At 64.9% G+C, this 25,631-nt stretch carries 25 protein-coding genes and 1 tRNA gene; 15 read left to right on the top strand and 11 right to left on the bottom strand.

The window, feature by feature from the left end:
- The first annotated feature begins 182 nt into the window (after positions 1–182).
- On the top strand, positions 183–674 hold the full coding sequence (locus HU230_RS24000) for a hypothetical protein (protein WP_176529572.1): 492 nt from the start codon (positions 183–185) through the stop codon (positions 672–674).
- A 326-nt stretch (positions 675–1,000) separates the two neighbouring features.
- Here HU230_RS24000 and HU230_RS23995 read toward each other — a convergent pair.
- From HU230_RS23995 to HU230_RS23985, 3 genes are all read right to left on the bottom strand, one after another.
- Positions 1,001–1,075 (bottom strand) — tRNA-Val (locus HU230_RS23995).
- Between the two features lie 113 nt (positions 1,076–1,188).
- Positions 1,189–2,484, bottom strand: coding sequence for a coiled-coil domain-containing protein (locus HU230_RS23990; RefSeq protein ID WP_176529573.1), 1,296 nt, complete (start codon positions 2,482–2,484; stop codon positions 1,189–1,191).
- Positions 2,485–2,613: 129 nt separating this feature from the next.
- The gene (locus HU230_RS23985) at positions 2,614–3,219 is read right to left on the bottom strand and encodes a DUF1134 domain-containing protein (protein WP_097677239.1); all 606 of its coding nucleotides are present in this window, start codon (positions 3,217–3,219) and stop codon (positions 2,614–2,616) included.
- 153 nt (positions 3,220–3,372) lie between these two features.
- On the opposite strand from HU230_RS23985, the gene HU230_RS23980 reads away from it, so the two are divergent.
- On the top strand, positions 3,373–3,837 hold the full coding sequence (locus HU230_RS23980) for a YHS domain-containing (seleno)protein (RefSeq protein WP_176529574.1): 465 nt from the start codon (positions 3,373–3,375) through the stop codon (positions 3,835–3,837).
- On the opposite strand, the gene cysQ is transcribed toward HU230_RS23980, so the two are convergent.
- Positions 3,838–4,665, bottom strand: a complete 828-nt coding sequence (gene cysQ, locus HU230_RS23975; protein ID WP_176529575.1) for a 3'(2'),5'-bisphosphate nucleotidase CysQ — start codon at positions 4,663–4,665, stop codon at positions 3,838–3,840.
- Positions 4,666–4,906: 241 nt separating this feature from the next.
- On the opposite strand from cysQ, the gene chpT reads away from it, so the two are divergent.
- The 6 genes from chpT (at position 4,907) to HU230_RS23945 (ending at position 11,484) form a co-directional block, all read left to right on the top strand.
- Positions 4,907–5,554, top strand: coding sequence for a histidine phosphotransferase ChpT (gene chpT, locus HU230_RS23970; RefSeq protein WP_176529576.1), 648 nt, complete (start codon positions 4,907–4,909; stop codon positions 5,552–5,554).
- A 202-nt stretch (positions 5,555–5,756) separates the two neighbouring features.
- Positions 5,757–8,471, top strand: a complete 2,715-nt coding sequence (locus HU230_RS23965; protein WP_176529577.1) for a hybrid sensor histidine kinase/response regulator — start codon at positions 5,757–5,759, stop codon at positions 8,469–8,471.
- A gap of 14 nt (positions 8,472–8,485) precedes the next feature.
- Complete coding sequence (locus tag HU230_RS23960; protein ID WP_176529578.1) at positions 8,486–8,956, top strand: chemotaxis protein CheW; 471 nt, start codon at positions 8,486–8,488, stop codon at positions 8,954–8,956.
- Between the two features lie 63 nt (positions 8,957–9,019).
- Entirely contained in the window at positions 9,020–9,385 is a 366-nt protein-coding gene (locus HU230_RS23955) for a response regulator (RefSeq protein ID WP_018273268.1), read from the top strand.
- A 75-nt stretch (positions 9,386–9,460) separates the two neighbouring features.
- Positions 9,461–10,621, top strand: coding sequence for a protein-glutamate methylesterase/protein-glutamine glutaminase (locus HU230_RS23950; protein WP_176529579.1), 1,161 nt, complete (start codon positions 9,461–9,463; stop codon positions 10,619–10,621).
- Positions 10,618–11,484, top strand: a complete 867-nt coding sequence (locus tag HU230_RS23945; protein WP_176529580.1) for a CheR family methyltransferase — start codon at positions 10,618–10,620, stop codon at positions 11,482–11,484. Before HU230_RS23950 ends, HU230_RS23945 begins: the two co-directional genes overlap by 4 nt.
- Before the next feature lie 144 nt (positions 11,485–11,628).
- On the opposite strand, the gene HU230_RS23940 is transcribed toward HU230_RS23945, so the two are convergent.
- From HU230_RS23940 to HU230_RS23930, 3 genes are all read right to left on the bottom strand, one after another.
- Positions 11,629–12,786, bottom strand: a complete 1,158-nt coding sequence (locus HU230_RS23940) for a glutathionylspermidine synthase family protein (RefSeq protein WP_176529581.1) — start codon at positions 12,784–12,786, stop codon at positions 11,629–11,631.
- Positions 12,787–13,152: 366 nt separating this feature from the next.
- The gene (locus HU230_RS23935; protein ID WP_176529582.1) at positions 13,153–13,569 is read right to left on the bottom strand and encodes a hypothetical protein; all 417 of its coding nucleotides are present in this window, start codon (positions 13,567–13,569) and stop codon (positions 13,153–13,155) included.
- Between the two features lie 15 nt (positions 13,570–13,584).
- A complete protein-coding gene (locus HU230_RS23930; protein ID WP_176529583.1) occupies positions 13,585–13,989 on the bottom strand; it encodes a DUF350 domain-containing protein in 405 nt (134 codons plus the stop codon).
- Positions 13,990–14,206: 217 nt separating this feature from the next.
- Here HU230_RS23930 and HU230_RS23925 point away from each other — a divergent pair, with 217 nt between their 5' ends.
- The 3 genes from HU230_RS23925 to HU230_RS23915 are packed head-to-tail and all read left to right on the top strand — an operon-like array spanning position 14,207 to position 17,265.
- Positions 14,207–14,464, top strand: a complete 258-nt coding sequence (locus HU230_RS23925) for a hypothetical protein (RefSeq protein ID WP_176529584.1) — start codon at positions 14,207–14,209, stop codon at positions 14,462–14,464.
- 19 nt (positions 14,465–14,483) lie between these two features.
- Entirely contained in the window at positions 14,484–15,671 is a 1,188-nt protein-coding gene (locus HU230_RS23920) for a hypothetical protein (protein ID WP_176529585.1), read from the top strand.
- Between the two features lie 10 nt (positions 15,672–15,681).
- Positions 15,682–17,265 carry a S53 family peptidase gene (locus HU230_RS23915; protein WP_176529586.1) on the top strand — a complete coding sequence of 528 codons (1,584 nt, stop codon included), beginning with the start codon at positions 15,682–15,684 and terminating at the stop codon, positions 17,263–17,265.
- A gap of 77 nt (positions 17,266–17,342) precedes the next feature.
- Here the strand turns inward: HU230_RS23915 and ctrA are convergent, their stop codons facing one another.
- Positions 17,343–18,044: a response regulator transcription factor CtrA gene (ctrA, locus tag HU230_RS23910; RefSeq protein WP_016848562.1), complete on the bottom strand. Its 702-nt coding sequence runs from the start codon at positions 18,042–18,044 to the stop codon at positions 17,343–17,345.
- A 367-nt stretch (positions 18,045–18,411) separates the two neighbouring features.
- On the opposite strand from ctrA, the gene fliI reads away from it, so the two are divergent.
- The 4 genes from fliI to HU230_RS23890 all read left to right on the top strand — a co-directional run bounded on the left by fliI (position 18,412) and on the right by HU230_RS23890 (position 21,993).
- Entirely contained in the window at positions 18,412–19,737 is a 1,326-nt protein-coding gene (gene fliI / locus HU230_RS23905) for a flagellar protein export ATPase FliI (RefSeq protein WP_176529587.1), read from the top strand.
- Positions 19,738–19,845: 108 nt separating this feature from the next.
- Entirely contained in the window at positions 19,846–20,265 is a 420-nt protein-coding gene (gene fliJ, locus HU230_RS23900) for a flagellar export protein FliJ (protein ID WP_016848565.1), read from the top strand.
- Between the two features lie 204 nt (positions 20,266–20,469).
- Positions 20,470–21,015, top strand: a complete 546-nt coding sequence (locus tag HU230_RS23895) for a sigma-70 family RNA polymerase sigma factor (protein ID WP_173638249.1) — start codon at positions 20,470–20,472, stop codon at positions 21,013–21,015.
- Between the two features lie 3 nt (positions 21,016–21,018).
- Positions 21,019–21,993 (top strand): anti-sigma factor, encoded by a 975-nt coding sequence (locus HU230_RS23890; RefSeq protein ID WP_176529588.1) that lies wholly within the window; start codon positions 21,019–21,021, stop codon positions 21,991–21,993.
- A gap of 315 nt (positions 21,994–22,308) precedes the next feature.
- Here HU230_RS23890 and HU230_RS23885 read toward each other — a convergent pair whose 3' ends face one another.
- The 3 genes from HU230_RS23885 to HU230_RS23875 all read right to left on the bottom strand — a co-directional run bounded on the left by HU230_RS23885 (position 22,309) and on the right by HU230_RS23875 (position 25,621).
- A complete protein-coding gene (locus HU230_RS23885) occupies positions 22,309–22,509 on the bottom strand; it encodes a hypothetical protein (protein WP_092116406.1) in 201 nt (66 codons plus the stop codon).
- Between the two features lie 384 nt (positions 22,510–22,893).
- Positions 22,894–25,026 carry a flagellar biosynthesis protein FlhA gene (gene flhA, locus HU230_RS23880; protein WP_176534897.1) on the bottom strand — a complete coding sequence of 711 codons (2,133 nt, stop codon included), beginning with the start codon at positions 25,024–25,026 and terminating at the stop codon, positions 22,894–22,896.
- 298 nt (positions 25,027–25,324) lie between these two features.
- Positions 25,325–25,621, bottom strand: a complete 297-nt coding sequence (locus HU230_RS23875; RefSeq protein WP_176529589.1) for a hypothetical protein — start codon at positions 25,619–25,621, stop codon at positions 25,325–25,327.
- Between the last annotated feature and the right edge of the window lie 10 nt (positions 25,622–25,631).

Below are 25,631 nucleotides of genomic sequence, written 5' to 3'. Positions count from 1 at the left end.
CAATCGATCTCGCTGCAGAAATCTCCGCCGAGGTTTTATGGTCTCATCATTGCAGCTTAAGCGGTATGAAATGAAGGCCATGCCTATCCGCCCTCCACCACTGAGTTGTCGTGTTGATCTGAATCAACCTTAACACGGACGCGCCCTCTAGCTTTCTGGCCGGCAATCACAGGAGAACGGCAATGAAGAGGCGCGCTATTGGTTTGGTTGTGTACTCCGCGATAGGCGTGATCAGCTCAACCGGGGTGACTTTTGCGGACATGGTCGGTCGGTATGAATGCAGCGTGGTCGGCCCAAGTGTCCCAGAGCCAGTCGGAGATCGCCCCGATCACACGATCCAGAGCATTCAGTATTCCTGCGTGGGCGTGGACGGCTTGCTGAAAGGTGCCACACTCTCAGGAAATGCCGTGGTCGAATGGCAAGGACCTAAATCGACGTTCTTGGCTGCTTCTACTACGCATCGAACTCCCGGAGGGCTTGCCGTCGGTCAGCTACTTGAGGGCAGTGGGTTGATCGTCGTGAAGGACGGTAAGCCTCTCGGACAGGATGCGTCCGGGAAGGCGATGATCAAGTTTGCATCAGGGACGCTTGCGGAACTCGCAGGAAGGACGCTCAAATGGATTTCGAAGCCTGTAAGCTTCAATCGATTCGAGCAAGAATACTTCTCGGAGTGACGCGTCGAAGATAACGGGTGCGCGAGGGCTCCTATTCGCATGCCGACTAGAGCCACCGCCAGAAGGGTACGGTTCGCTGAATCGGCAGGGGCACCGCACTTGCCCTCACCTCTGTCTCACTGGTTGCCGTTTCTGGCCCGGCACGACGGCGGCTAGGCGGGATAATTCCTTAAGGTCGGCGCCTTCAGCCCGCCGCTTCGTGGTCGACGAGGGGTCCCAGATCTGAACCAGCATATAGCAGCAGGAAGTGCCCCGATCGTGCCCCAACCATTTCGGGGCACGCAGAAAGGAATCGTCCAAAGAACTTATTGATTTCATTGGATTAATGGTGGACGCACAAGGGATCGAACCTTGGACCTCTCCCGTGTGAAGGGAACGCTCTCCCGCTGAGCTATGCGTCCGGGATGTGACGTGCCAATGGCTGCTGGTCGGCGGCCGGTCGATGGTGGCGCTTCGTCAGAGCGTGCGATTTACGAAGTGCCGGGTAGGGGTGTCAAGCCAAACCCTGCGGGAATCAGGCGCCTTGCTGGCGGGCGCGGGAGGCGTGCGACTGCAGCGCCCGGATGCGCTCGGCAAGCGTGCCGCCGCCTTCGGGCATCCCGCTGCCCGGCGGGACGCCATTTGCGGCACCGTTGGCGGGTTTGGCGGCCGCCTTGGCCGGCACGGTCGGCTCCGCCGCCAGCATCGCCTCGATCGCCGAATTGGGGCCCTCGAGCTGGATCGCGAGCTTGGCTACCTCGGCGGCGATGTCGTTGATGCGCTCGCGCAGCAGCGCGTTCTCCATCCGCTCGGTGGCCCAGGAGCTTTCGGCCTGCTGCTGGATCGCGTTGATGTCGCGCTGCAGCTTGCCGCGATCGTCGCGGGCGATGCGCAGCTGCTCCTCGACCGCCGCCTTCTCCTGGCGCAGCTTCTCGAGCACGGACGATTTGCCGCCGCTTGTCGCAGCGATCTCCTCGCGCAGCTCCTGCACCGTCCGCTCGGCGGCGGCGTTGGCCTGCTTGAGCTGGCCGTTCTCGAATTCGCGTTCGGCAAGCAGCTTGCCCTGGGTCGCAAGCCGGGACTCGAGGTCGGTGACGCGGTTGCCGAGCATCTCGGCTTCCTTGACCTGGACGATCAGCTGGCGGTCGAGATCGGTGACCCGCTGGCTCAGGTTCTCGACCCGGCCGCGCGCGTCGGTGAGCTCGCGCGTTGCGGTTTCCGACTGGTTGCGCTCCTGGGCGAGGCGGGCTTCGGTTGCGGCAAACTCCCTGGCGGCATCGCCGACACGGTTCTTCAGCTCCTCGACCTGGGTCCGCACCGCGACCAGTTCGATCTGGCGGCTGTCCGCCGTCATCGAGCGGTCGCTGAGCTCGGCGTTGATCTTGCCAAGCTCGCTTTGCTTGTCGGTCAGCGCCTGCTCGGCGTTGCGCAACAGCGCGGTCTTGGCGGAAAACTCTTCCTCGGTGGCGCGAAGCTGCTCCTTCATCGCCTTCTCGCGCGCCTCCAGCGCGAAGATCGCGGCGTTCTTCTCGCCGAGCTCGATCTTCATGCGGTTGATCGCATCGGTCTTCTTGCCGAGCTCGGCGAGCTGGCTCGTGGTCTTGCTCTTGAGCTGGTCGACGCTCATCTCGAGCCGGCGGGCCGACATGGCGAACTCGGCGCGGAGCTGGTCCTTGTCGGCCTGGATCTCGGCCATCGACAGCGGGGTGGCCGCTTCCATGCGGCGCGTGGTCAGCCGCACCGCCCGGTTATGCACCAGCGGAACGATCATCAGGCCGCACAGCATCGAGATCAGGAAACCGATCGCCGCGTACATGATCGGCTCGATCATGAAGGGTCACTCCAAAGAAGGAAGGAATTTGTTAATCACAATGCCACGGCGGGCCGGCCAAAGGCCAGCCCGTTTGCCGCGTTAACCTGAATCGCTAACCGTGTCGGATCACCCGTCCGGGCCCAAGACCTAGAACGGGTTCCAGGTCGCGCGCGGGGTGAATTTGAGGTAGCCGACGCTGGCACCGAGCCGCAAGCCGATGCCGGAGCGAATCGGCACCAGCACGATGTTGTTGGCGGTCAGCGCCGTCATGCCGAAGCCGCCGACGATATAGGCCGAGCCGTCGATGCCGACGAAGCGTTGATAGATCGCCTGCGTCGAGGGCAGGTTGTAGACCAGCGTCATGGTGCGGGCGCCGTCGCCGCCCCAGTCGAAGCCGACCGAAGGACCCTGCCAATAGACCCGGAGGTCGCCGGCGTTCTTGGTGTAGAGCGTGCCTTCGCCATAGCGCAGCCCGGCCACGAAAGCACCGGAGCCTTCCTCGCCGAGCACGTAACCGTTGGGCAGGCCCCATTGGCTGACCGCGCGCTCGATAACCGAGGCGAGCCCGCGCGAGACGTTGCCGAAGAACTTGTGTCCGGCGCCCACCAGCTCGTCGGGCCCGTAAGTATACGGTGTCGGCTCACGCTGCGGCGGTGGATATTGCGGTGGTGGGGGCTGCTGCGCGGACGCCCCTGCGCTCCAGCACATCAGCGCGGCAAACGCGACCGCGGCAAGGCGTGATGCGAAAGTCATTAAGAACCCCTGCTATCGAAATCCGGGCGTTGCCCTTTAACCTGATGCCAACAGGCACGGCTCTAGGTTGCGCCCAGTGTCCCCTCGACTCGGATGTTATCGGTATCAACTATGACGGCACAACGGCAGGAAAGATATGGATCGTGCCGGGGCATGGCGTTTTTCGGCCTGTTGGCGGGCATTTTGACGGCCATCGGGCCCTCTTTGCCTGTTCAGGCCACGACGACCGAGCGCGTGGTGACGAACCGCTACTCTGGCCTCGCGATCGAGGGATTCGATCCCGTCGCCTATTTCACCGATGCCGCCGCCACCCAGGGGCGGCCGGAATTCGAGGCTGCTGAAAGCGGCGTGGTCTGGCGTTTCCGCAACGAAGGCAACCGCGCCTCGTTCGTGGCACATCCTGAAATCTATGGCCCGCAGTTCGGCGGCTATGATCCGACCGATCTGGTGCGGGGCGTGACCTGCGCGGGCAATCCGCGCTTCTGGGCCGTTGTCGGGAACAGGCTTTATCTGTTCAACCGGGAACACAGCCGCGACATCTTCGCCGCCGATCCCGCGCGCTTCCTGAAGGAAGCCGCGGCGCGCTGGCCGGAGCTGGAAGAAAGTCTCGCGCAGTAATCACAATGCTGCGGCCGGGTCGCCCCAGGCAATGAATTCGGGCACCAGAAAGTCTTCGCGGCCGAGCCCGAAATGCAATTGGCGTCCCTTCGAATCGGTGACCTTGCCGCCGGCCGCAACCACGACCGCGTGACCGGCCGCCACATCCCATTCTGATGTCGGCGACAGACGCGGATAGATATCGACTGCACCCTCGGCGACACGGCCGAACTTGACCGCCGATCCCAGCACGGCGCGGACCGAGCCGCCGCGTTCGTCGATGAAGGCCTCGGTGTGCGCATCGCCGTGCGAGCGGCTGACCGCAACGGTCCAGGGCGCGCCGCGCGGCGGGCAGGGACGGGTCTTGATCGGCACTGCCTGCGAAACCGCGCCATTCTGCAGCGTCAACCGCTCGGCGCCCTTGCCGACGATGCCGCGCCAGATCAGCCCGAGCGCGGGCGCACCGATGATGCCGAGCAGCGGCACGCCGTGCGTGACCAGCGCCACATTGACGGTGAATTCATTGCGGCCGGCGACGAATTCCTTGGTGCCGTCGAGCGGATCGATCAGGAAGAAGCTGTCCTTGTAGGGCGGCGTCGCCAGTTGGACGCGCTCCTCCGACAGCAGCAACACATGCGGCGTCAGCCGCGTCAGCCCTTCGACGATGATGTGGTCGGCGGCGAGATCGGCCTCGGTGACCGGCGAACCGTCACTCTTGCCCGTGACGTTCATCGCGGATCGGTTGACCGCAAGAATCGCCTCGCCGGCCTGGATCACCAGTTCGGTCAGCGATTCGAGCAGCGCGGCGGCGGCTTCGCAGCCGATCAGGGACGGCTGTGCCTTATTCATGGGCGGGTCTCATATCCTGTTTGTGTTCCCTGAGATCATGATGCGATGACAAGGCATCGCATCATGATCTCATCCCCTTGTTTGAGCATGATCTTTTCGGAAAACCGGTTTCCACTTTTCCGGATCATGCCTTATCAGTCCCGCCGCAAGCTGGCAGCATCCGTCTGCACGGTGTATCAAGCCGGCAGGCATGCGTGATTCGCACTCCTCCCGCGGCGTGCGGCTTTCCAGGAAACAATTGATGTCTGGCACTTCGTCTCCCGGTCCCGCTCCCGATGCACTCGAACTAGCTGCGCTGTTGTGCTCGCGGGTCTGTCACGATCTCATCAGTCCGGTCGGCGCGATCGTCAATGGGCTTGAGGTCCTTGACGACAATCCGAAGCCCGAAGACCGCGACTTCGCGCTCGATCTGATCCGCAAGAGCGCCAAGACCGCTTCGGCGCGGCTGCAGTTCTGCCGGCTGGCGTTCGGTGCCGCGGGTTCCTCCGGCGCGCAGATCGACCTCGGTGATGCCCAGAACATGGCGAAAGGGCATATCGAGGACGGCAAGGTGACGCTGACCTGGAATTTGCCGCGGCTGCTGCTGCCCAAGAACCGGGTCAAGCTGCTGTTGAACATGCTGGTCATCGCGCAGCAGACCATCCCGCGCGGCGGCACGCTCACCATCGATCCGGTCGGCGAGGGTGAGACGATGAGCTTCCGCATCCTGGCCGCGGGCCTCAATGCGCGGGTGCCGCAGAACATCGTCGACTTGCTCAATGCAAGCTCGTCGAACACGGTCGATGCGCATGCTGTACAGCCGCATTACACGCGCCTCTTGGCCGAAGCCTGCGGGTTGAAAGTGACGCTCACGCTCGACGGCGACAAGGTCATTATCGCAGCGTCCTGAACGCGGCCGCGGGAACATCATTAAGCAAAGGTTACGAGCGGCCGCGCGATTCGATCGTGCGGCCTTATCTCTTTGTTGATCCCGTTCTTTTCCAATTACTCAACCAAACTTAAACGCTTTGCGGAGAAGCTGACCTAAGTTCCGGCCGGCGCGTCGATGTCGTGCGCCGCAGCGTTTTCGGCGTTTTTCGAAGGTTGGTTTCATGGACGATCTGTTGCGCGAGTTCCTGACGGAGAGCAGCGAGAGCCTGGATACGGTCGACAATCAGCTGGTGCAGTTCGAGCAGGATCCGAACAACGCGAAGATCCTGGATAACATTTTCCGGCTTGTGCACACGATCAAGGGGACCTGCGGCTTCCTCGGGCTGCCGCGGCTGGAAGCGCTGGCGCATGCCGGCGAGACCCTGATGGGCAAATTCCGCGACGGCATGCCGGTGAAGGCGGAAGCCGTGACGCTGATCCTGTCCTCGATCGACCGCATCAAGGAGATCCTCGGCGGGCTCGAGGCGACCGAGGCCGAGCCCGAGGGCAACGACCGCGACCTGATCGATCAGCTCGAAGCGATGGTCGAGCACGGCATGGCCGCTATGGCGGCCGGCGAAGAAGCGGTGCCTGTCGTTGATGCCCCGTCGGTGCAACCGGCCATGACCGAAGGCACGCTGGTGGTGCAGACGCTGGAGCGTCCGCTGCGCCCGGGTGAGGTCTCGCTCGATGAGCTCGAGCGCGCCTTCCGCGAGACCGAGATCGAAGTCGCAGCACCCGCGCCTGTCCCGGTCGCGAAGCCCGCAGCCGTTGCCCCCGCAGCCGAGCCGGCTGAAGCTGCAAAGAAGCCGGCCCGCAAGGCCGCCACCGAGGATGTCCAGGAAGGCGACAAGATCGCCAACCAGTCGATCCGGGTCAATGTCGATACCCTCGAACACCTCATGACCATGGTCTCCGAGCTGGTGCTGACCCGCAACCAGCTGCTCGAGATCAGTCGCCGCAACGAGGACACCGAGTTCAAGGTGCCGCTGCAGCGGCTCTCCAACGTCACCGCCGAGCTGCAGGAGGGCGTCATGAAGACGCGCATGCAGCCGATCGGCAATGCCTGGCAGAAGCTGCCGCGCATCGTCCGCGATCTCTCCGGCGAACTCGGCAAGCAGATCGAGCTGGAGATGCACGGCGCCGACACCGAGCTCGACCGCCAGGTGCTCGACCTGATCAAGGATCCGTTGACGCACATGGTGCGCAACTCCGCCGATCACGGCCTGGAGACCACCGCCGAGCGGGTCGCCAGCGGCAAGCCCGAGCAGGGCACCATTCGCCTCAGCGCCTATCACGAGGGCGGCCACATCATCATCTGCATCGCCGACAATGGCCGCGGGCTCAACACCGAGCGGATCAAGGCCAAGGCGCTCCAGAACGGTCTCGTCACCGAGGCCGAACTGGAGAAGATGACCGAAGCCCAGATCCACAAGTTCATCTTCGCGCCGGGCTTCTCGACCGCCGCGCAGGTGACCTCGGTGTCCGGCCGCGGCGTCGGCATGGACGTGGTGCGCACCAATATCGACCAGATCGGCGGCACCATCGATATCAAGAGCGTGGCCGGCGAGGGCGCCTCGGTCACCATCAAGATCCCGCTGACCCTGGCGATCGTCTCCGCTCTGATCGTGGAAGCCGGCGGCGACCGGTTTGCCATTCCGCAGCTCTCGGTGGTCGAGCTGGTGCGGGCGCGCGCCAACTCCGAGCACCGCATCGAGCGGATCAAGGATACGGCAGTGCTGCGGCTGCGCAACAAGCTGCTGCCGCTGATCCATCTGAAGAAGCTGCTGAAGATCGACGACGGCGCCACCAGCGATGCCGAGAACGGCTTCATCGTGGTGACCCAGGTGGGCAGCCAGACCTTCGGCATCGTGGTCGACGGCGTGTTCCACACCGAGGAGATCGTGGTCAAGCCGATGTCGACCAAGCTGCGGCACATCGACATGTTCTCCGGCAACACCATTCTGGGCGATGGCGCGGTGATCATGATCATCGACCCCAATGGGATTGCCAAGGCGCTCGGCGCCTCCAGCGCGGCGGCCCATGACATGGCCGATGACAATGCCGCCGCGCATGCCTCGAGCGGCGAGCAGCTCACCTCGCTGCTGGTGTTCCGCGCCGGTTCGAGCCAGCCCAAGGCGGTGCCGCTCGGCCTCGTCACCCGGCTGGAGGAGATCGCAACCGACAAGATCGAGCTCTCGAACGGCCGCTACATGGTGCAGTACCGCGAGCAGCTGATGCCGCTGGTGCAGATGGCCGGGGTCGAGGTGCAGACCCAGGGGGCGCAGCCGATCCTGGTGTTCGCCGACGACGGCCGCTCGATGGGGCTCGTGGTCGACGAGATCATCGACATCGTCGAGGAGCGGCTCAACATCGAGGTCGCGGGCAGCCAGGACGGCATTCTGGGTTCGGCCGTGATCAAGGGCCAGGCCACCGAGGTGATCGACGTCGGCCACTTCCTCCCCATGGCGTTCGCCGACTGGTTCTCGCGCAAGGAGATGCGCCCGTCGGCCTCGGCGCAGTCGGTGCTGCTGGTCGACGACTCGGCGTTCTTCCGCAACATGCTGGCCCCGGTCTTGAAGGCTGCCGGCTACAAGGTGCGGACCGCGGGAGGCGCGCAGGAAGGGCTCGCGGCGTTGCGCTCGGGGCAGGCCTTCGACGTCGTGCTGACCGACATCGAGATGCCCGAGATGAACGGCTTTGAGTTCGCCGAGAACATCCGAAGCGACCACAACCTCGTCGGGCTGCCGATCATCGCGCTGTCGGCGATGGTGTCGCCGGCGGCGATCGAGCGCGGCCGCCAGGCCGGCTTCCATGACTATGTCGCCAAGTTTGATCGTCCCGGGCTGATCGCGGCGCTGAAAGAGCAGACCGCCGAGCTGCGCCGCGCCGCTTAAAGGAAACGAGAGTGATGACCAGCAAGACCGAGACCAGTGAAGGCGCGATGGCCGAATACGTCACCGCGGTGATCGGCGGGCAGCTGTTCGGCTTGCCGATCTCGCGGGTGCAGGACGTGTTCATGCCGGAGCGGCTGACGCGGGTGCCGCTGGCCTCCAGCGAGATCGCCGGCGTGCTCAATCTGCGCGGCCGCATCGTCACCGTGGTCGACATGCGCGCCCGGCTCGGCCTGCCGAAGGCCGACGACGGCAAGCCGCCGATGGCGGTCGGCGTCGACCAGCGCGGCGAATCCTACGGCCTCTTGATCGACCAGATCGGCGAGGTGCTGCGGCTGCCCGACGACAGCCGCCAGGACAATCCGGTCAACCTCGATCCCCGCATGGCCAGGCTCGCCGGCGGTGTTCACCGCCTCGACGGACAGCTCATGGTCGTCCTCGATGTCGATCGCGTGCTCGAACTGGTGCCTGATGCCAAAGCGGCCTGAGACGGGCCGACTGAATCGAAGAACTGAAACATCCCACCGGGGATGAGGAAGTAGAGGTCGCAGATGAGAACGTGTCTTGTTGTCGATGACTCAAGCGTCATTCGCAAGGTTGCCCGCCGTATCCTGGAAGGTCTCGATTTCCAGATCGTCGAGGCCGAGGACGGCGCCAAGGCGCTCGAGGCCTGCAAGCGCGCGATGCCCGAGGCCGTGCTGCTCGACTGGAACATGCCTGTCATGGACGGCTACGAGTTCCTCGGCAATCTCCGCCGCATGCCCGGCGGCGATCAGCCCAAGGTCGTGTTCTGCACCACCGAAAATGACGTCGCGCATATCGCACGCGCGCTGCATGCCGGTGCCAACGAATACATCATGAAGCCGTTCGACCGGGACATCGTCACCGCGAAGTTCCAGGAAGTCGGTTTGATTTAACTCTACGTTCGATCCGGCGGCAGAAGCCTTCGGCTCAACGGTTGTTGTGCGTCGTGTTGCGTCGCTGGTGAAGTCATGAGTGTTGCGTTGACAAGTACTGCGGTCCCGACATCGACCCGTTCCGACAAGGTGCGGGTGATGGTCGTCGACGATTCCGTGGTCATCCGAGGGATGATCTCGCGCTGGATCGGCGCCGAACCCGACATGGAGGTCGTGGCCTCGCTGCGCACCGGCCTCGACGCCGTCAACCAGCTCGAGCGCATCAACCCCGACGTCGCGGTGCTCGATATCGAGATGCCCGACCTCGACGGCATCTCGGCGCTGCCGCAGCTGCTGGCGAAGAAGCGCGACCTCGTCATTATCATGGCTTCGACGCTGACCCGCCGCAACGCGGAGATCAGCCTGAAGGCGCTCTCGCTCGGCGCGTCCGACTACATTCCGAAGCCGGAGAGCACGCGCGAGGCAACCGCCGCGGAAACCTTCCGCCACGACCTGATCCAGAAGATCCGTCACCTCGGCGCCAAGGCGCGGCGCAGCACGGTGCATACGGCGGTGAGCCCGCCGTTGGCGCCCGGACACGACAAGCCGCGCCCGGGGCTGCCTCCCGCCGCCGCGCCCGCCCAGGTCGCGCGCCGTTCGTTTGGCCTGCTGCAGCCCAAGGTGCTGCTGATCGGCTCCTCCACCGGCGGCCCGCAGGCGCTGATGACGCTGGTCGCAGAGATCGGCCCCGTGATCGATCGCGTCCCGGTGCTGATCACCCAGCACATGCCACCGACCTTCACCACCATTCTCGCCGAGCATCTGGCGCGCACCAGCAAGCGGCCCGCGCATGAGGGGATCGACGGCGAGAGCATCAAACCTGGTCAGATCTATCTGGCGCCGGGCGGACGCCACATGCGGATCGCTCGTCACGGCATTGATGCCACGATCGCGCTCGACGACGGGCCGCCGGTCAATTTCTGCAAACCCGCGGTGGATCCGATGTTCACCTCCGCGATCGATGTCTGGCAGGGCAGCATCATGTCGGTGATCCTGACCGGCATGGGCTCCGACGGCATGCGCGGCGGCAAGGACATCGTCGCCGCCGGCGGCAGCGTGATCGCCCAGGACGAAGCGAGCAGCGTGGTGTGGGGCATGCCCGGTGCCGCGGTCAATGCCGGCATCTGCGCCGCCGTGCTGCCGCTCAATCAGATTGCATCGAAGCTTGTTCGCGTGTTTGCCGGAGACCGTTCGTGACGCCGCTGGACTATGAGTATCTGCGTAAGCTGCTGAAAGAACGTTCCGGCCTCGATCTGTCGGCCGACAAGCAATATCTCGTCGAGAGCCGCCTGCTGCCATTGGCGCGCCGGTCGAACCTCGCCGGCATTCCCGAACTCGTGCAGAAGATGAAGGGCGGCGCCGAGATGCTGACGTCGGAGGTGGTCGAGGCGATGACCACCAACGAGACGTTCTTCTTTCGCGACAAGATCCCGTTCGACCATCTGAAGGAGGCGGTGCTGCCGGCGCTGGCACAGGCGCGCGCCGCGCGCCGCAGCCTGCGCATCTGGTGCGCGGCCTCGTCGACCGGGCAGGAGCCCTATTCGATCGCGATGCTGCTGAAGGAAATGACCGCGCTATTCACCGGCTGGCGCATCGAGATCGTCGCCACCGACCTGTCGCAGGCGGTGCTGGAAAAATCCAAGGCCGGCCTGTTCAGCCAGTTCGAGGTGCAGCGCGGGCTGCCGATCCAGCTGCTGGTCAAGCACTTCGTGCAGAAGGGCGAGCTCTGGCAGCTCAACGCCGATATCCGCGGCATGGTGCAGCACCGCCAGCTCAATCTGCTGCAGGACATTTCGCATCTCGGCACCTTCGACGTGATCTTCTGCCGCAACGTGCTGATCTATTTCGATCAGCAGACCAAGGCAGGCATCTTCGGCAAGATCTCCCGGATGCTCGAGCCCGACGGCGTGCTGGCGCTTGGCGCGGCTGAATCCGTGGTCGGTATCACCAATCTGTTCAGGCCCTATCCCGACCGCCGCGGGCTCTATCAGCCCAGCACCGCGCCAGTCGCGCGCGCCGGCGCCGCGCATGTGCTGAAGGCGGTCGCGTCCGCGCGGTGAAGGGCAAGTCCCCCGCGGCCCCGCACCCTCTACCCACGTCATTGCGAGCGAAGCGAAGCAATCCATCTCACCGCGCGTGCGGAAGGATGGATTGCTTCGCCGCTACGCTCCTCGCAATGACGGTGGTGCAGAGTGTCAACGTTTCTACAAAATCGCGTGAGGCAGGAAGCGCGATGTGTTGCCGGTGATCGGGTTCTCGTCCTCGCGGATCGACAGCCCGCGGGGCGTGTGATCGACCAGCCAGCTGCCGAGCACGGGATACTGCCCGGAGAAATTCGGCAGCGGCGCGAGGGCCTGCCGGATGAAGCCCTCGGCGCCGTAGGGGCCTTGCTCCGCGACCAGCGTGATGCCGGCGCTGACCAGTTCGACATTGGCGCCTTCGCGCGAATAGATCGGCTTGCGCACGAACGAGGTGCCGAGCTGCGCGGCCTGCGGGTCGTCCTCGAAATAGGCTGGCAGCAGGTTGGGGTGGTTCGGGAACATCTCCCACAGCAGCGGCAGGATGCCCTTGTTGGACAGGATCGCCTTCCAGGGCGGCTCGATCCATTGCGTCGGCGCCGTCGCGAGGTTCTTGCCGAACGCGTCGTGGAACATCCACTCCCATGGATAGAGCTTGAACGCGAGCGCGATCGGGCTTTCGTCGAGGTCGACGAACTGGCCGTCATTGCGCAGTCCGATCTGTTCGATGTCGAGCAGCGTGGTCTTCAGCCCGGCCTGCGCCGCGGTGTCCTCGAGATAGGCGAGCGTGCCGGCGTCCTCGGCGTTGCCGGTCAGCCCGCTGAGATGCAGCGGATGGGTCGCGCCGATCGTCTTCCAGGCCTCGATCAGCGCCTCGTGGATCGAGTTGAACTGGTCGGCGCGCTTCGGGATGATGTTGCGTTCGATTGCCTGTTCGAGCCAGGTCCATTGAAACACCGCCGCCTCGAAGATCGAGGTCGGCGTGTCGGCATTGTATTCGAGCAGCTTGGCCGGGCCGTTGCCGCTGAATTTGAGGTCGAGCCGGCCGTAGAGGCTCGGCTCCTTGCGGCGCCAGCTCGCCGCGATCAGGTCCCAGAATGCTTCCGGTATCTTCAGCCGGCGCAGATATTGTTCATCCCTGACCGCGCGTCCGGCGAGCTCGAGGCACATCGCGTCGATTTCGCCGGTCGGCGCCTCGATATCGCGCTCGATCTCGTCGAGCGTGAAGGCGTAATAGGCGCGCTCGTCCCAGTAGCGTTCGCCGTCGATGGTGTGGAAGGTGAAGCCGGCGCTTTCGGCGGTTGCCTGCCAATCGTCGCGCTCGGAACATGCGATGCGTTGCATGAAGGGGTCCGTGATCTTCAGACGATGGGTGTCGGCTCGGACGTCAGGCGCCGCCATGCGAGGGACCGTTGTCGTAGTGGGCGATGCTGCGCGGCGCGCCGCCGAAGCCGCCGGAAGGTGATATCTGCTCGGGCTTCCGCTTGGCTTTGTGCCCCGCATGGTGACGACTGCGGGCCTAGCCTGGCGCCAGGCCCATCGAGGCTGCGCCGATCGCGACGCTCCCCATCAATTTCAGCCAGACCCGTCGCGAGCGTTTCATGGACGCGATCCTTGCCTTCCGTCTTGTCGTTTGCGAGCCGCGCCGAGTCTCCATCAGCTCCGATCGCCGGGCAAGTGAAAGCGCATGACGACACGGCAATGTGCTTGTCAGCCGCCGCCGAAGCCGAACGCATGCGCGAACGAGCCGAAGCCGCCGCGGCTGACCGACGAGCTTGACGATGAACCCGACGAGGATGAAGAGCCGCCCGACGATGAGCTGCCGCTGTAGAAGCTGCTGTGCGACGAGCCGCCGCCGCTGCCGCCCGACCCGGACGACGAACTGCGCGGCGCGCAATCGGCGCCGGGTTGCAGGGGGGCCGGCGCGGTCACGCCCGGTGGCGTCGGCTGGATCGGCTGGCAATTCTGCCGCGGCATCAGCGCGTAGGCGCTGCCGCCGACCGCGAGCGTGCCCATCATTAGCAGCGCGACATGGCTGGAGCGCTTGGAAGGTGGATCCGGCCGCGGTGGCACCGCCGGCACCACCGGTCGCCGTTTGCCGAATTCCGGGTTCGGTTTGCGCGCCATGGTCAGCTCTATGACTCAGTAGATCATGCAGGCGGCGTTGAGCGCGCCTGCGGCCAGCGAGGACAGCCCGAGCCAGATCGACGCCGCCATCTCGCCGGAGGCGATCCGCGCCGACAGGTTCGGCACCGGGATCTTCACGATGTAATAGACGATGATCTGCACGATCAGCGCGATGATGCTCCAGATCAGGCAGTCCACCACATTGGCGGAATGGGCGATGGCGCTGACCACCGGCAGCACGAAGCCGAGCAGGCTCAAGCCCAGCGCAATCGCCGCCGCCGGATCGTTGTCGCGGATCAGCTGGAATTCGTCGTGCGGGGTGACGCGGGTGTAGACGAAGAGGTAGGCGACCACGGCGATCAGCGCCGTGCAGAAATAGACCAGGAACGCCGGCAGGCCGGCGAGGGATTGCAGGATCATGTGATGCGCCCGAACAGCCCTAGATGGTCATCCTATAGCTGATTGGTCGCGGTTCGCGAAGCTTCGGTTCGATCCAACCTGTGGGCTGCGGTGGCCGCGGACGGCCGCCGGAAAATTGCTGCGCGGGGATGTGAGCCGCTTCACAGCGGCCCTCGCGATAGTCGCCTATACGATATGCAACCAGAAGTGCATGTCGCGAATGGGTTCGGTGCTCCCGATGACGACCAGTTTTGGCAACGACATCCTGCCGATGTTTCGACCGGGCGACATCGCCTGCATGACCCCAAAGGGCGTTCGGCTCGGCGACGCCGACTGGATCTGCGACCCGGCCGCTAATGATGACTTTGCCGATCACGCCAACGCACGTCGCGTCTTCGCCGCGCTGTCAGCCGGCTTCATGCCGCCCGGTCACCGATGGTCGCAGGACGCGCTCGATGTCTATGCGAGCTGGATGGGGGACGGATTCCAACCTTGAACCCGATGTGGAGAGCAAGATGAGAAGGTCGATCGATACGCTGCTCGTCTGTGGTCTGCTGGTGCTTCCCGCGCTTCCGGCCGCGGCGCAATCGCCGCCGAATCCCGCGATGACCGCGCCGGATCAGGTCGCCTGGCAGCTCTTCATCCAGGCCAATACCCGCGCCGGCGGCAGCAATTCGACGTTCGAGACCTGGGCAAGCGATACCGATCTGTTTCAGCCCAATCCGCAGTTTCCGGCCGCCGCGACGCCGCTGGCGCTGCGCCCGCCGATCCTCCCCCAGGTGGCGCGAGAAGGTGTGCAGGAGAGCGGTGGTTTGCTGCCGGCGCTGCCGCCCGGCGCGGCGCAGGGGCAGATGGAGGAAACGCGTCACAACAAGCCGACGTTCGACTTCATCGTCCAGAACAACCTCCACAAGCGCTCGGGCGTGAAGGCCGCATTCGGCAAGGCGCTGTCGTTCCCGGTCGATTCGATCGAGGTGAAGGGGAATTGGCTGCCGGTCAGCGAGATTCCGAACTTCACTAACAACAAGGTGACGGTGGCGCAGGTGCCGCAGCTCTATCACGTCAACAGCGCGGCCGGCGTGCAGTACGCCCTGGTCTCGATGCACGTGATCAGCAAGCAGGTGCCGAACTGGACCTGGGCGACGTTCGAGCACCGGTTCAACCCGAGTCGCTGCGACATCATCGGCTGTCGTGACAATTTCGGCGCGCAGACCGCATTCGTGCCGTCGAACCGGACTGCCGGCCAGGGCTATCCGGATTGCGTGAAGACGGCTGCATTGACGGCGATGTTGTCGAGCGCGGATATCGATCCGGTCTACAGCAACTATTGCCTGAAGGGATCACAGGCCGATTTCGTCGACAGTGTCGGGCTCGACATCAGGGTTGGCAATTCCGTCACCGAGGACGGCTTCGTCGCGACGTCGTCCTGCATTACCTGCCACGGCCGCGCAGCCTTCAAGGCGGACGGGACGCCGTCTTCGCAGGCGGGATTCCTGTCGTTCGGCCCGAATGGCCCGATCGCTCCGCTCGGGCCGCTGCTGCCGGAATGGTACTGGAAGTTCTCGGGCCAGCCGCCGATCTTCGAAGGCAAGCCCGGTCTCACCCGCGTCGCGACCTCGGCCGATTTCGTCTGGTCGATCCCGTTCTGCGCCTACGACGACACGCAAAATCCGGTGCAGCCGACGCCATGCGGCGGAAAGTGAGATCGCATCGATGGCGGGCACCTCCGAGCGCAGGGTTCCACTTGCCGGCAGCAACCGCGCCGCGCCTGTCGGCGCGACGCTGGTCGGCGATGTCGATTCCGACGAGCGGATCCCCATCGTGGTCTATGTGAAGCGGCGCACGCCCGACAAGTTTCCGACGGGCAGCGCCGGGGATCTCGCCCGGCTCGCCCGGCCGATCACGCGGCACCAGCTCGCGACGCAGCGCCATCGCAGCCATGCCCGCGCCGTCGCCCGCGTGGTGCGGCTGGCGGCAGAGCGGGGCTTGACCGTCGGCGGCAGCGATCCGGTCGCGCGCACGGTCGAGCTGGAAGGCACCGCGCGACAGATGGCCGAGATCTTCGGCGCGACGCTTCGCACCTACCGCGACAGCGAGCGCACGTTTCGCGCGCGCGTCGGCGGCCTGACGGTGCCGGCCGAGATCGCGCCGTGGACCCGGGCCATTCTCGGCTTCGATCAGCGGCCGCTGCGGACCAGGACGCCGCTTGCGCAGGCCCAGGCCGACATGGGCAGCGGCAGCGGGCTGTGGCCGACCGACATCGCGGCCCTCTACGGCATTCCGCTGGATCGCGACGTGTCGTCGATCTGCGTCGGCATCGTCGCTCTCGGCGGCGGCTATCTCGCGAGCGATCTCGCCATGGCGGTGGCCGGCATGAACCGGCCGCCGCCGGTTGTCGTCAATGTGCCGCCGACCGGCAATGGCGGTTTCGGCAGCAACGATGTCGCCGATCAGGAGATCGCGCTCGATCTCCAGGTGCTCGCCGGCCTGCTGCCGAAGAGCAAGATCGTGGTCTACTTTGCCGAGAACTCCGCCGCGGGTCTCACCGACGCGATCCATCAGGCGGTGTTCGATGAACAGCATGCGCCGCAGGTGGTCTCCGTCAGCTGGGGCAGTGCCGAGAAATACTGGACCGGGCCGGGGCGCGACGCGATGCAGGCGGTGCTGGCCGATGCCGCGCGGCTGCGCGTCAGCGTGCTGTTCGCCTCTGGTGATCAACTCGCGACGAGCGGCCTGACCGACGGCAAGCTCCATGTCTGGTTTCCCGCCTCGAGCCCCTATGCGACGAGCTGCGGCGGCACCCAGCCCGTGCCTGCCGCGGGCAATGGGCCGGCCGCAGCGGAGGCGGTCTGGAACGCCGGTGCGGTCGGCACCGGCGGCGGCATCAGCGACGCGTTTCCGGTCCCCGATTATCAATCGCATTTGACGCTACCGAAATCGCAGAACGACGGCGCCATCCGGCGCGGCGTCCCTGATGTCGCCTGCGCGGCCGCGGCAAGCCCTGGCTACCGCATCATCGTCAACGGACAGGCGATGGCGATGAGCGGGACCAGTGCTGCGACACCGCTATGGGCCGCCCTGGTCGCGATTGCGATCGCCGCGCGCGGCGAGCAGATCGGCCTTCTCAACGCTGCGCTCTATTCCAACCCCGGCGCATTCCGTTTGGTCGAGCAGGGCAACAACCGCGTCGGCGGCAAGGGCTACGATGCCGGCCCTGGCTGGAGCGCCTGCACCGGGCTCGGTGTTCCGAAGGGCGCGGATCTGCTCGCCGCTTTGACCGCGATCCCGGTGGCGTAAGCCCTAAAAACAAAAACCCCGCCATTTGCGGCGGGGCTCAAGTCGAAAGCGAAGTCGGAACGCTGCGGGCCAGAAGGTCAGGCGGGAATCCGCTCGTCGGCCTCGTGCGGCTCGCGCAGCACGTAGCCGCGGCCCCACACGGTCTCGATGAAGTTGCGGCCTTCGGAGGCGTTGGCGAGCTTCTTGCGGAGCTTGCAGATGAAGACGTCGATGATCTTCAGCTCCGGCTCATCCATGCCGCCGTAGAGATGGTTGAGGAACATTTCCTTGGTGAGCGTGGTGCCCTTGCGGAGCGAGAGCAGCTCCAGCATCTGGTATTCCTTGCCGGTGAGGTGCACGCGCTGACCGCCGACCTCGACCGTCTTGGTGTCCAGATTGACCACGAGATCGCCGGTCTGGATGACCGACTGGGCGTGACCCTTGGAGCGGCGCACGATGGCGTGGATGCGGGCGACCAGCTCGTCCTTGTGGAAGGGTTTGGTCATGTAGTCGTCGGCGCCGACGCCGAGACCCTTGACCTTGTCCTCGATGCCGGCGAGGCCGGAGAGGATCAGAATGGGAGTCTTGATCTTCGAAACCCGGAGCTGCTTGAGCACGTCGTAGCCGGACATGTCGGGCAGGTTGAGGTCGAGCAGGATGATGTCGTAGTCGTAAAGCTTGCCGAGATCGACGCCTTCTTCACCGAGATCCGTCGTGTAGACGTTGAAACTCTCGGATTTGAGCATCAATTCGATCGACTGCGCGACGGCGCTATCATCTTCAATCAGCAAAACGCGCATGCCAGTCCCCTATAGTCGCCGCTCCGGGCGTCAGGTCGGCCGCACTTGCGGCACTCACAAAACGCCTTTGAACAACTGATTCGGATCCTGACGAGATATGGTTAACAAAAACTGATTCCTCGACGCAAGCTCTAACCGTGCAATTTTTGTCGAATCGCCCTAAGATATTGCGTAGAAGAAGCTTTTCCCAACCGCGCTCGTTCAGTTTCCACATTAAGAGCCGGGCCTAACCGACTCTCGCGACTCGCCCTTCTTCTGATGGGCGAGCGACCTCAGTCACCAAAGACAGTGACGCAATGATTAATGATGCGGGTAAACACGAAGTTAAGCGGCCGGCGCAAAATTGCGGAAACTTAAGGTTTTCGCAATGAAGGCGCTCGCGGAGCAGATCGGGGACATCGACGGCGTCAATATTTATGGCCGTGTGGTCGGCGTCCGCGGGCTCATGGTCGAGATCGCCGGCCCCATTCACGCAATGTCGGTCGGCGCCCGCATCGTGATCGACGTCGGCGCCGGCCGCTTCATCCCGGCCGAGGTGATCGGCTTCTCCGGCGACAACGCGGTGGTGATGCCGTTCGGCGGGCTCGAGGGCGTCAGGCGCGGCTGCCGCGCCGTGATCACCAATGCGGCGAGCCAGGTGCGGCCGTCGCCGGCCTGGCTCGGCCGCGTCGTCAACGCGATGGGCGAGCCGATCGACGGCAAGGGACCGCTGCAACAGGGCGCCTCGCCGATGTCCTACCGCAACTCGCCGCCGCCGGCGCATTCGCGCAGGCGGGTCGGCCCGCCGCTCGATCTCGGCGTGCGCGGTCTCAATACTTTCCTGACCTGCTGCCGCGGCCAGCGGCTCGGCATCTTCGCCGGCTCCGGCGTCGGCAAGTCGGTGTTGCTGTCGATGCTGGCGCGCAATGTCGATGCCGCGATCTCGGTGATCGGGCTGATCGGCGAACGCGGCCGCGAGGTGCAGGAATTCCTCCAGGAGGATCTCGGCGAGGAGGGGCTGGCGCGCTCGGTCGTGGTGGTCGCCACCTCCGACGAACCGGCGCTGATGCGGCGCCAGGCCGCGTACCTGACGCTCGCCATCGCCGAGTATTTCCGCGATGAGGACCAGGCCGTGCTGTGCCTGATGGACTCGGTGACGCGCTTTGCGATGGCGCAGCGCGAGATCGGCCTCTCGGCCGGCGAGCCGCCGACCGCCAAGGGTTACACGCCGACCGTGTTCACCGAGTTGCCGAAGCTATTGGAGCGGGCAGGGCCGGGCACCGGCGTCGGCACCATCACCGCGATCTTCACCGTGCTGGTCGACGGCGACGATCACAATGAGCCGATCGCGGACGCGGTGCGCGGCATCCTAGACGGCCATATTGTGATGCAGCGGACGATCGCCGAGCGCGGCCGCTATCCCGCGGTCAACATCCTCAAGTCGGTCTCGCGCACCATGCCGCGGTCCGCCGACCCCGACTTCCTGCCCTTCATCAACAAGGCGCGGCAGGTGATGGCGACCTATGCCGACATGGAGGAACTGATCCGGCTTGGCGCCTATCGACCGGGTTCCAGCCCCGAGGTCGACGAGGCGATCCGGCTGCACGAGCCGCTGGAGAGCTTCCTGCGCCAGGCCAAGGACGAGGCGACCAGCCTGGGCGATGGCTACCGGCAACTCGCTCAAATCCTGTCGGGTTTGGAAACGGAACGCTAACTTTGTCAGGCCATCATCCTCGGCACACCATAGCTATGCCGGCGGGGCCCAGGGGGGAGCCGGTTCTGTCCCGCGTTCAGATTTGGGACTTCTGGGGAGTATGAGTCGATGAAGTCACGTGAAACGCTGATCCGCCTGAAGAAGTTTCAGGTCGATGAAAAGCGCCGTCGGGTTACCCAGATCGAAGGCATGATCGCCGACTTCCAGCGCATGTCCGTCGAGCTCGAGCGCGAGATCCAGACCGAGCAGGAGCGCGCCGGGATCAACGACCCCACGCACTTCGCCTATCCCACCTACGCCAAGGCCGCGATCCAGCGCCGGGAGAACCTGACCCGCTCGGCCGACGAACTGCGCGCCCAGCTCGACGACGCCAAGGCGCTGCTGTCGGAGGCGTTCGAGGAGCTGAAGAAGGTCGAGCTGCTCGATGAGCGCGACCAGGCGCGCGAACGCGCGGAGGAGAGCGCCCGCGAGCAAGCCGACATGGATTCGATCGGCCTGATGCGGGCCCGGCTCGGCGTCATCGCCTGATACCTCGCTCCCTCCGCTGACAATCTTGAGAGCCCGGGCCGATCGCCCGGGCTTTTTGTTGGGCGCTGTCCACAAGCCGGCCGCTCGTCGGCCACTTGGCGGATCGTGCTGTCCCAAAATATGCTACCACCGGTCCAGACCAGATGATGATCGGCGGCGCGGTGGCAATGGGGCGATGGGGGATGCAGGCTTGGAGGGCGCTGAATGCTGACGCCGGCTGAGCTCGTCTGGCTGATCGCCGCCGTCGCGAAGGGGGATCAGGACGCCTTTGAGCGGCTGTACGCCGCGACCCGTTCGAAACTCTTTGGCGTCGTGCTCCGTATCTTGCGGCGTCAGGACCTCGCCGAGGAGGTCATTCAGGAGGCTTACGTCAAGATCTGGAACAGCGCGGGGCAGTTCAACCCGGCCCTGTCGTCCCCGATCACGTGGATGGCGTCGATCGCGCGCAACCGCGCCATCGATGTCGTGCGCAAGCGAGGCGAGTCCTCGCTGGAAGATGAGCCTGCGGCGATGGAAGTCGCCGCCGACTCGCCCGATCCGCTGGCGCGACGGGAAATGACGGAAGAGTTGAAGCGGTTGCTGGAGTGCGTCGGGCGTCTGGAGCCCGATCGTCAGAAGCTCGTGCTGCTCGCCTATTACAACGGCTGGAGCCGCGAGCAGCTCGCCGCAAAGTTCGAGACACCGGTGAACACGGTGAAGACCTGGCTGCGCCGCAGCCTGATGGATATCCGGGAGTGTCTTGGACTCTGATTGATGGCCTATAGCGAAGACCATATCGCGCTCGCCGCGGAATATGCACTCGGTACGCTCGATGCCGACGAGCGCACGCAGGTCGAGACCATGATGGCCGTCGACACCGAGTTCGCCGCGCTCGTGCAAGCCTGGGAGTTCAGGCTCGGGCCGCTGAATCAGATGGTCGGCCTGGTCGAGCCGCGCCCGGTGGTCTGGGAAAACATCAAGGCGGCGATCGGCCATGCCGGCGCGCCACAGGCGCCGCTGGTGCTGCCCGAGACGCCGGCCGCGACGGTGACGCCGCCGCCGATAACCGACGATCCCGAATTCGGCTCGGCGTTCGATCCGGAGCCCCCGCAGCCATCCGAGATCCGTCGGCCGGCCGAGATCCGGCAGCTACCGGTCCAGCCACCGATTGGCGCGGGCGACAGCAACGTCGTCGCGCTTGCGAGCCGGGTGAAACGCTGGCGCGGCATCGCCTCAGTCGCGACCGCGATCGCGGCCGCGCTGCTGGTCACGCTCGGCCTGCAGGTCTACCGGCCCGACGCCTTGCCGAATGCGATCCGGCCGAAGCCGCGCATCCAGACCGTGGAAGTGAAGACGCCGGCGCCGGCGCTCGCGCCGTCGGCGCAATATGTCGCGCTGTTGCAGGGACAGAATGGCGGGCCGGCCTTCATCATGACCATCGACGGCGCGACCAAGAATTTCACCGTGCGCAAGGTCGGCGCCCCGTCCGAGCCCGGCAAGAGCTTTGAGCTCTGGCTGATCTCCGACAAGCTGCCGCAGCCGCGCTCGCTCGGCGTGATCGGCGCTGATGATTTCACCGCGCGCCCGGTGCTGTCGGGCTACGATCCCGACGTGATCAACGGCGCCACCTACGCGGTGACCGTCGAGCAGGCCGGCGGTTCGCCGAATGGCCTGCCGACTTCGGCGCCGATCTTCACCGGCAAGCTGATTGAGACCGTGCCGCCTGCGTCGAACACGCCGCCACGGTAGGCCAGCGCGCCTCATCGTTGGAGACTTGTCGGAAGCGGTGAGCACGTCATTGCGAGGAGCGGAGCGACGAAGCAATCCATCTTTCCGCACGTGCGGAAAGATGGATTGCTTCGCTTCGCTCGCAATGACGTGGAGAGGGCTATGCGCGCTGTCAGTCGGCACCGGCGTTAAACCCACCGCCCGCACAAAAAGAAAACGCCCGTGGGGAGCGGGCGTTTTCGATAGTCAACTTGGGGTAGTTGGGGGTCTTAAATATCCACGCAGCGACTTTGGGGGGCTGTAAAGAACACTACGTGAATTCGTGAAACTCTCCTGTTAGCGGACCAGCGAGTTGCTCGTGCTCGTGATCGCGACCGGCTTGCCGGCCTTCATGACACGTGCCGTCTGGGTGTAACCCTCGTCCGACGAATTGTGCGCGGTGATTCCGAAACCAGCGACCAAGATACCGGCCACCAAAGCCACGACCACAATCTTCAGGTGCGTCGTACGATCAGCGCTGTAGATCGAGTGGTTCATGGAAGTCTCCTGCCGCCTTCCAGCTCTCTACAAATTTGTCGGTTCGGTCTGTTGTCCGGTTCAACGTCTCGTGCCTCTCCAACGTAGGATTTGCCGATTCCGTTCCCTAGGGGTCATCACAAGGGCGTGATTAGACGTGATCGGGCGCGATCAAAAACCGTCTCCGGCTGCCAAAATCTACATTAACTTGACGTAATATCAGTAGCTTGCTCGGAATCCGGATCATGTTACCCTATATGGGGCCGTTTCGGACCGTTCCGCATAAATCAGTTGCCTGTGGCGAGAAAGCACAGGCGAAAACGCAAATGATTTGCGACGGCTAGAGCGTTTTCGAGCGAAGCGGACGCCGGTTCGCGTGAAGAAAACGCGTCCAAACAAGAAGCTCTACACGCTGCCGACGGTCTTCAGCCGGGCCCGGGGATGGATCTCGGCCTGCGACAAAACGGTGGTCTGCGAGCGGAACCGCTCCACCAGCGAGCGAGCGAACGGCCGGATCGCGGCCGAGGTCACCAGCACCGGCGCCTCGCCCTCGCGCGCCGCCTGCTCGAACGCGTTGCGCACTGCGGTCATGAATTCCGACAGCTTGGAGGGCTGCATCGCCAGGCTACGGTCGTCGCCCTGGCCGACAATCGATTCGGCAAATGCCTGCTCCCAGCGCGCCGACAGCGCGATCAGCGGCAGATAGCCGTTCGGCGAGGTGTTCTGGGCACAGATCTGCCGCGCCAGCCGGGCGCGGACATGCTCGACCATGGTGGCCGGATTGCGCGAGAACGCCAGCGCGTCGGCGATGCCCTCGAGGATGGTGGAAAGGTCGCGGATGGAAATCCGCTCGGCAAGCAGCAATTGCAGCACGCGCTGGATGCCCGACATCGTGACCTGGCTCGGCACGATGTCCTTGATCAGCTCGCCCTGCTCCTTCGGCAGGTCCTTCAGCAGCTTCTGCACCTCGCCGTAGGACAGCAAGTCCGCCATATTGGTCTTGAGCAGCTCGGTCAGGTGCGTCGACAGCACGGTCGCGGCGTCGACCACGGTGTAGCCTTTCAGCGCGGCCTCTTCCTTCAGGCCGGCATCGACCCAGGTCGCCGGCAGGCCGAAGGTCGGTTCGATGGTGTGGATGCCCGGCAGCTGTACCTGGTTGCCGGCGGGGTCCATGACCATGAACTGGCTCGGCCAGATCTTGCCGGTGCCGGCGTCGACTTCCTTGATCTTGATGACGTAGCTGTTGGCCTCGAGCTGCACATTGTCGAGGATGCGCACCGCCGGCATCACGAAGCCCATCTCGATCGCGAGCGAGCGGCGCAGCGCCTTGATCTGCTCGGTGAGGCGGTCGGTGCCGTCGGGGCCGTTGACCAGCGGCAGCAGCGCGTAGCCGAGCTCGATCTTGAGGTCGTCGATCTTCAGCGCGGCGGCGATCGGCTCCTCGGCGGCGGCGGCGGCCGCGGCAGCGGCTGCAGCGGGGGCTGCAGCGGCGGCGGCCTCGGCGGCGTTGGCGACCCGCTTCTTCTTGCGCGCGTTCCAGGCCAGCGCCGCGGCGCCGGAGCCGAGCGCCAGGAACGGCAGCGTCGGAATGCCCGGCAGCAGCGCCAGCACCAGCATGACGCCGGCCGACATGCCGAGCGCCTGCGGATAGCCGGAGAGCTGACGCATCAGCGCCTTGTCGGCGGCGCCGGTGATGCCGGCCTTGGAGACCAGCAGGCCGGCTGCGGTCGAGACGATCAGCGCCGGCACCTGGGTGACGAGGCCGTCGCCGACCGTCAGCACGGTGTAGGTGCGGGCGGCTTCACCGAAGGAAAGACCCTGCTGGGCGACGCCGATGATGATGCCGCCGACGATGTTGATGCCGACGATCAAAAGCCCGGCGATGGCGTCGCCGCGGACGAATTTCGAGGCACCGTCCATCGCGCCGAAGAAGCCGCTTTCGTCTTCCAGCGCCTTGCGGCGCTCCTTGGCGGCCTTCTCGTCGATCAGGCCGGCGGACAGGTCGGCGTCGATCGCCATTTGCTTGCCGGGCATCGAGTCCAATTGGAAGCGCGCCGCGACTTCGGCGATACGGCCCGAACCCTTGGTGATGACCACGAAGTTCACGATCACCAGGATCGCGAACACGATAATGCCGATCACGAAGTTGCCGCCCATCACGAAGTTGCCGAAGGCCTCGATGACGTGCCCGGCGGCCGCCGTGCCCTCGTGGCCGTGGCTCAGGATCAGCCGGGTCGAGGCCATGTTCAGCGACAGCCGCATCATGGTCGAGATCAGCAGGATGGTCGGAAAAGACGAGAATTCCAGCGGCGCCTGGATGAACAGCGAGGTCATCAGGATCAGGATCGAGATCGTGATCGAGACCGCCAAAAAGAGGTCGAGCACGATCGAGGGCAGCGGCAGGATCAGCACCACCAGGATGGTGAGGACGCCGAGCGCCAGCGCGAGATCGCCGCGCTTGAGGATGTCGCCGATCTCGCCGAGGCTAGGCAATCCGCCCTTGCCTGCCGTGCCCTGACCCGCCGTGACGTCGACCATGGTAGCCGCTCTCCCCCGCGACTGGCGGCCGCGGCCGCCAAGCGTCTGCGCGACGGCCGCAGGGCCGCCGTTCCGAAAGTGAGGCACCGCGCTGGCGTTCACGGGGATCTCCGCCCGTTAGACGCGTTCGACGACACTCGACTTCACTGGGCAATTCTTGCCGGGTGTATGGTTAGCAAAGGGTTAATAAGTGCCGTCCAGGGACCGCGCGGGGCGTCGCAGGCGCCGGGCATGGGGGATTTTCGGCCGCGAGGGGTGGTGGGACCGCCCGGCCGTTCCGGCGGCGGGTTCGCAGCCTCTATCTGAGCGCGCCGAGCACGACGCCCGATGCGGCGATGAGGCCGAGCGTGATGACGCTGGCACGCCACAGCAATTGCTGCCGGGCGGCGCGCTGGTCATGAAAGGCGAGCCAGTCGCGAACAAAGCCCGCGGGAATGTCGAACACCACGGCAAGCTCGTCGCGATGGTGCGTCTCATGCTCGCAATACATCGTGCGGACCGTCGGCACGCCCAGCCGCTCGAGCTCGCAATGCCACTCCCAGGCATGCTTGCCGTTGGTCCAGCGATTTTCGAAAGGGATCACGTGTGATTCCATGACGAGCCTC

The sequence above is a fragment of the Bradyrhizobium quebecense genome (genome assembly GCF_013373795.3).
Lineage (GTDB): Bacteria > Pseudomonadota > Alphaproteobacteria > Rhizobiales > Xanthobacteraceae > Bradyrhizobium > Bradyrhizobium quebecense.
Note: the sequence above shows the minus strand (reverse complement) of the source record. Positions and strands in the feature narration are given on the sequence as shown.

Bases quoted from the DNA above. Each gene is read 5' to 3' on its own strand.
- HU230_RS24000 (WP_176529572.1), top strand. From the start codon at position 183: ATGAAGAGGCGCGCTATTGGTTTGGTTGTGTACTCCGCGATAGGCGTG.
- HU230_RS23990 (WP_176529573.1), bottom strand. From the start codon at position 2,484: ATGATCGAGCCGATCATGTACGCGGCGATCGGTTTCCTGATCTCGATG.
- HU230_RS23985 (WP_097677239.1), bottom strand. From the start codon at position 3,219: ATGACTTTCGCATCACGCCTTGCCGCGGTCGCGTTTGCCGCGCTGATG.
- HU230_RS23980 (WP_176529574.1), top strand. From the start codon at position 3,373: ATGGCGTTTTTCGGCCTGTTGGCGGGCATTTTGACGGCCATCGGGCCC.
- cysQ (WP_176529575.1), bottom strand. From the start codon at position 4,665: ATGAATAAGGCACAGCCGTCCCTGATCGGCTGCGAAGCCGCCGCCGCG.
- chpT (WP_176529576.1), top strand. From the start codon at position 4,907: ATGTCTGGCACTTCGTCTCCCGGTCCCGCTCCCGATGCACTCGAACTA.
- HU230_RS23965 (WP_176529577.1), top strand. From the start codon at position 5,757: ATGGACGATCTGTTGCGCGAGTTCCTGACGGAGAGCAGCGAGAGCCTG.
- HU230_RS23960 (WP_176529578.1), top strand. From the start codon at position 8,486: ATGACCAGCAAGACCGAGACCAGTGAAGGCGCGATGGCCGAATACGTC.
- HU230_RS23955 (WP_018273268.1), top strand. From the start codon at position 9,020: ATGAGAACGTGTCTTGTTGTCGATGACTCAAGCGTCATTCGCAAGGTT.
- HU230_RS23950 (WP_176529579.1), top strand. From the start codon at position 9,461: ATGAGTGTTGCGTTGACAAGTACTGCGGTCCCGACATCGACCCGTTCC.
- HU230_RS23940 (WP_176529581.1), bottom strand. From the start codon at position 12,786: ATGCAACGCATCGCATGTTCCGAGCGCGACGATTGGCAGGCAACCGCC.
- HU230_RS23935 (WP_176529582.1), bottom strand. From the start codon at position 13,569: ATGGCGCGCAAACCGAACCCGGAATTCGGCAAACGGCGACCGGTGGTG.
- HU230_RS23930 (WP_176529583.1), bottom strand. From the start codon at position 13,989: ATGATCCTGCAATCCCTCGCCGGCCTGCCGGCGTTCCTGGTCTATTTC.
- HU230_RS23925 (WP_176529584.1), top strand. From the start codon at position 14,207: ATGACGACCAGTTTTGGCAACGACATCCTGCCGATGTTTCGACCGGGC.
- HU230_RS23920 (WP_176529585.1), top strand. From the start codon at position 14,484: ATGAGAAGGTCGATCGATACGCTGCTCGTCTGTGGTCTGCTGGTGCTT.
- HU230_RS23915 (WP_176529586.1), top strand. From the start codon at position 15,682: ATGGCGGGCACCTCCGAGCGCAGGGTTCCACTTGCCGGCAGCAACCGC.
- ctrA (WP_016848562.1), bottom strand. From the start codon at position 18,044: ATGCGCGTTTTGCTGATTGAAGATGATAGCGCCGTCGCGCAGTCGATC.
- fliI (WP_176529587.1), top strand. From the start codon at position 18,412: ATGAAGGCGCTCGCGGAGCAGATCGGGGACATCGACGGCGTCAATATT.
- fliJ (WP_016848565.1), top strand. From the start codon at position 19,846: ATGAAGTCACGTGAAACGCTGATCCGCCTGAAGAAGTTTCAGGTCGAT.
- HU230_RS23895 (WP_173638249.1), top strand. From the start codon at position 20,470: ATGCTGACGCCGGCTGAGCTCGTCTGGCTGATCGCCGCCGTCGCGAAG.
- HU230_RS23890 (WP_176529588.1), top strand. From the start codon at position 21,019: ATGGCCTATAGCGAAGACCATATCGCGCTCGCCGCGGAATATGCACTC.
- HU230_RS23885 (WP_092116406.1), bottom strand. From the start codon at position 22,509: ATGAACCACTCGATCTACAGCGCTGATCGTACGACGCACCTGAAGATT.
- flhA (WP_176534897.1), bottom strand. From the start codon at position 25,026: ATGGTCGACGTCACGGCGGGTCAGGGCACGGCAGGCAAGGGCGGATTG.
- HU230_RS23875 (WP_176529589.1), bottom strand. From the start codon at position 25,621: ATGGAATCACACGTGATCCCTTTCGAAAATCGCTGGACCAACGGCAAG.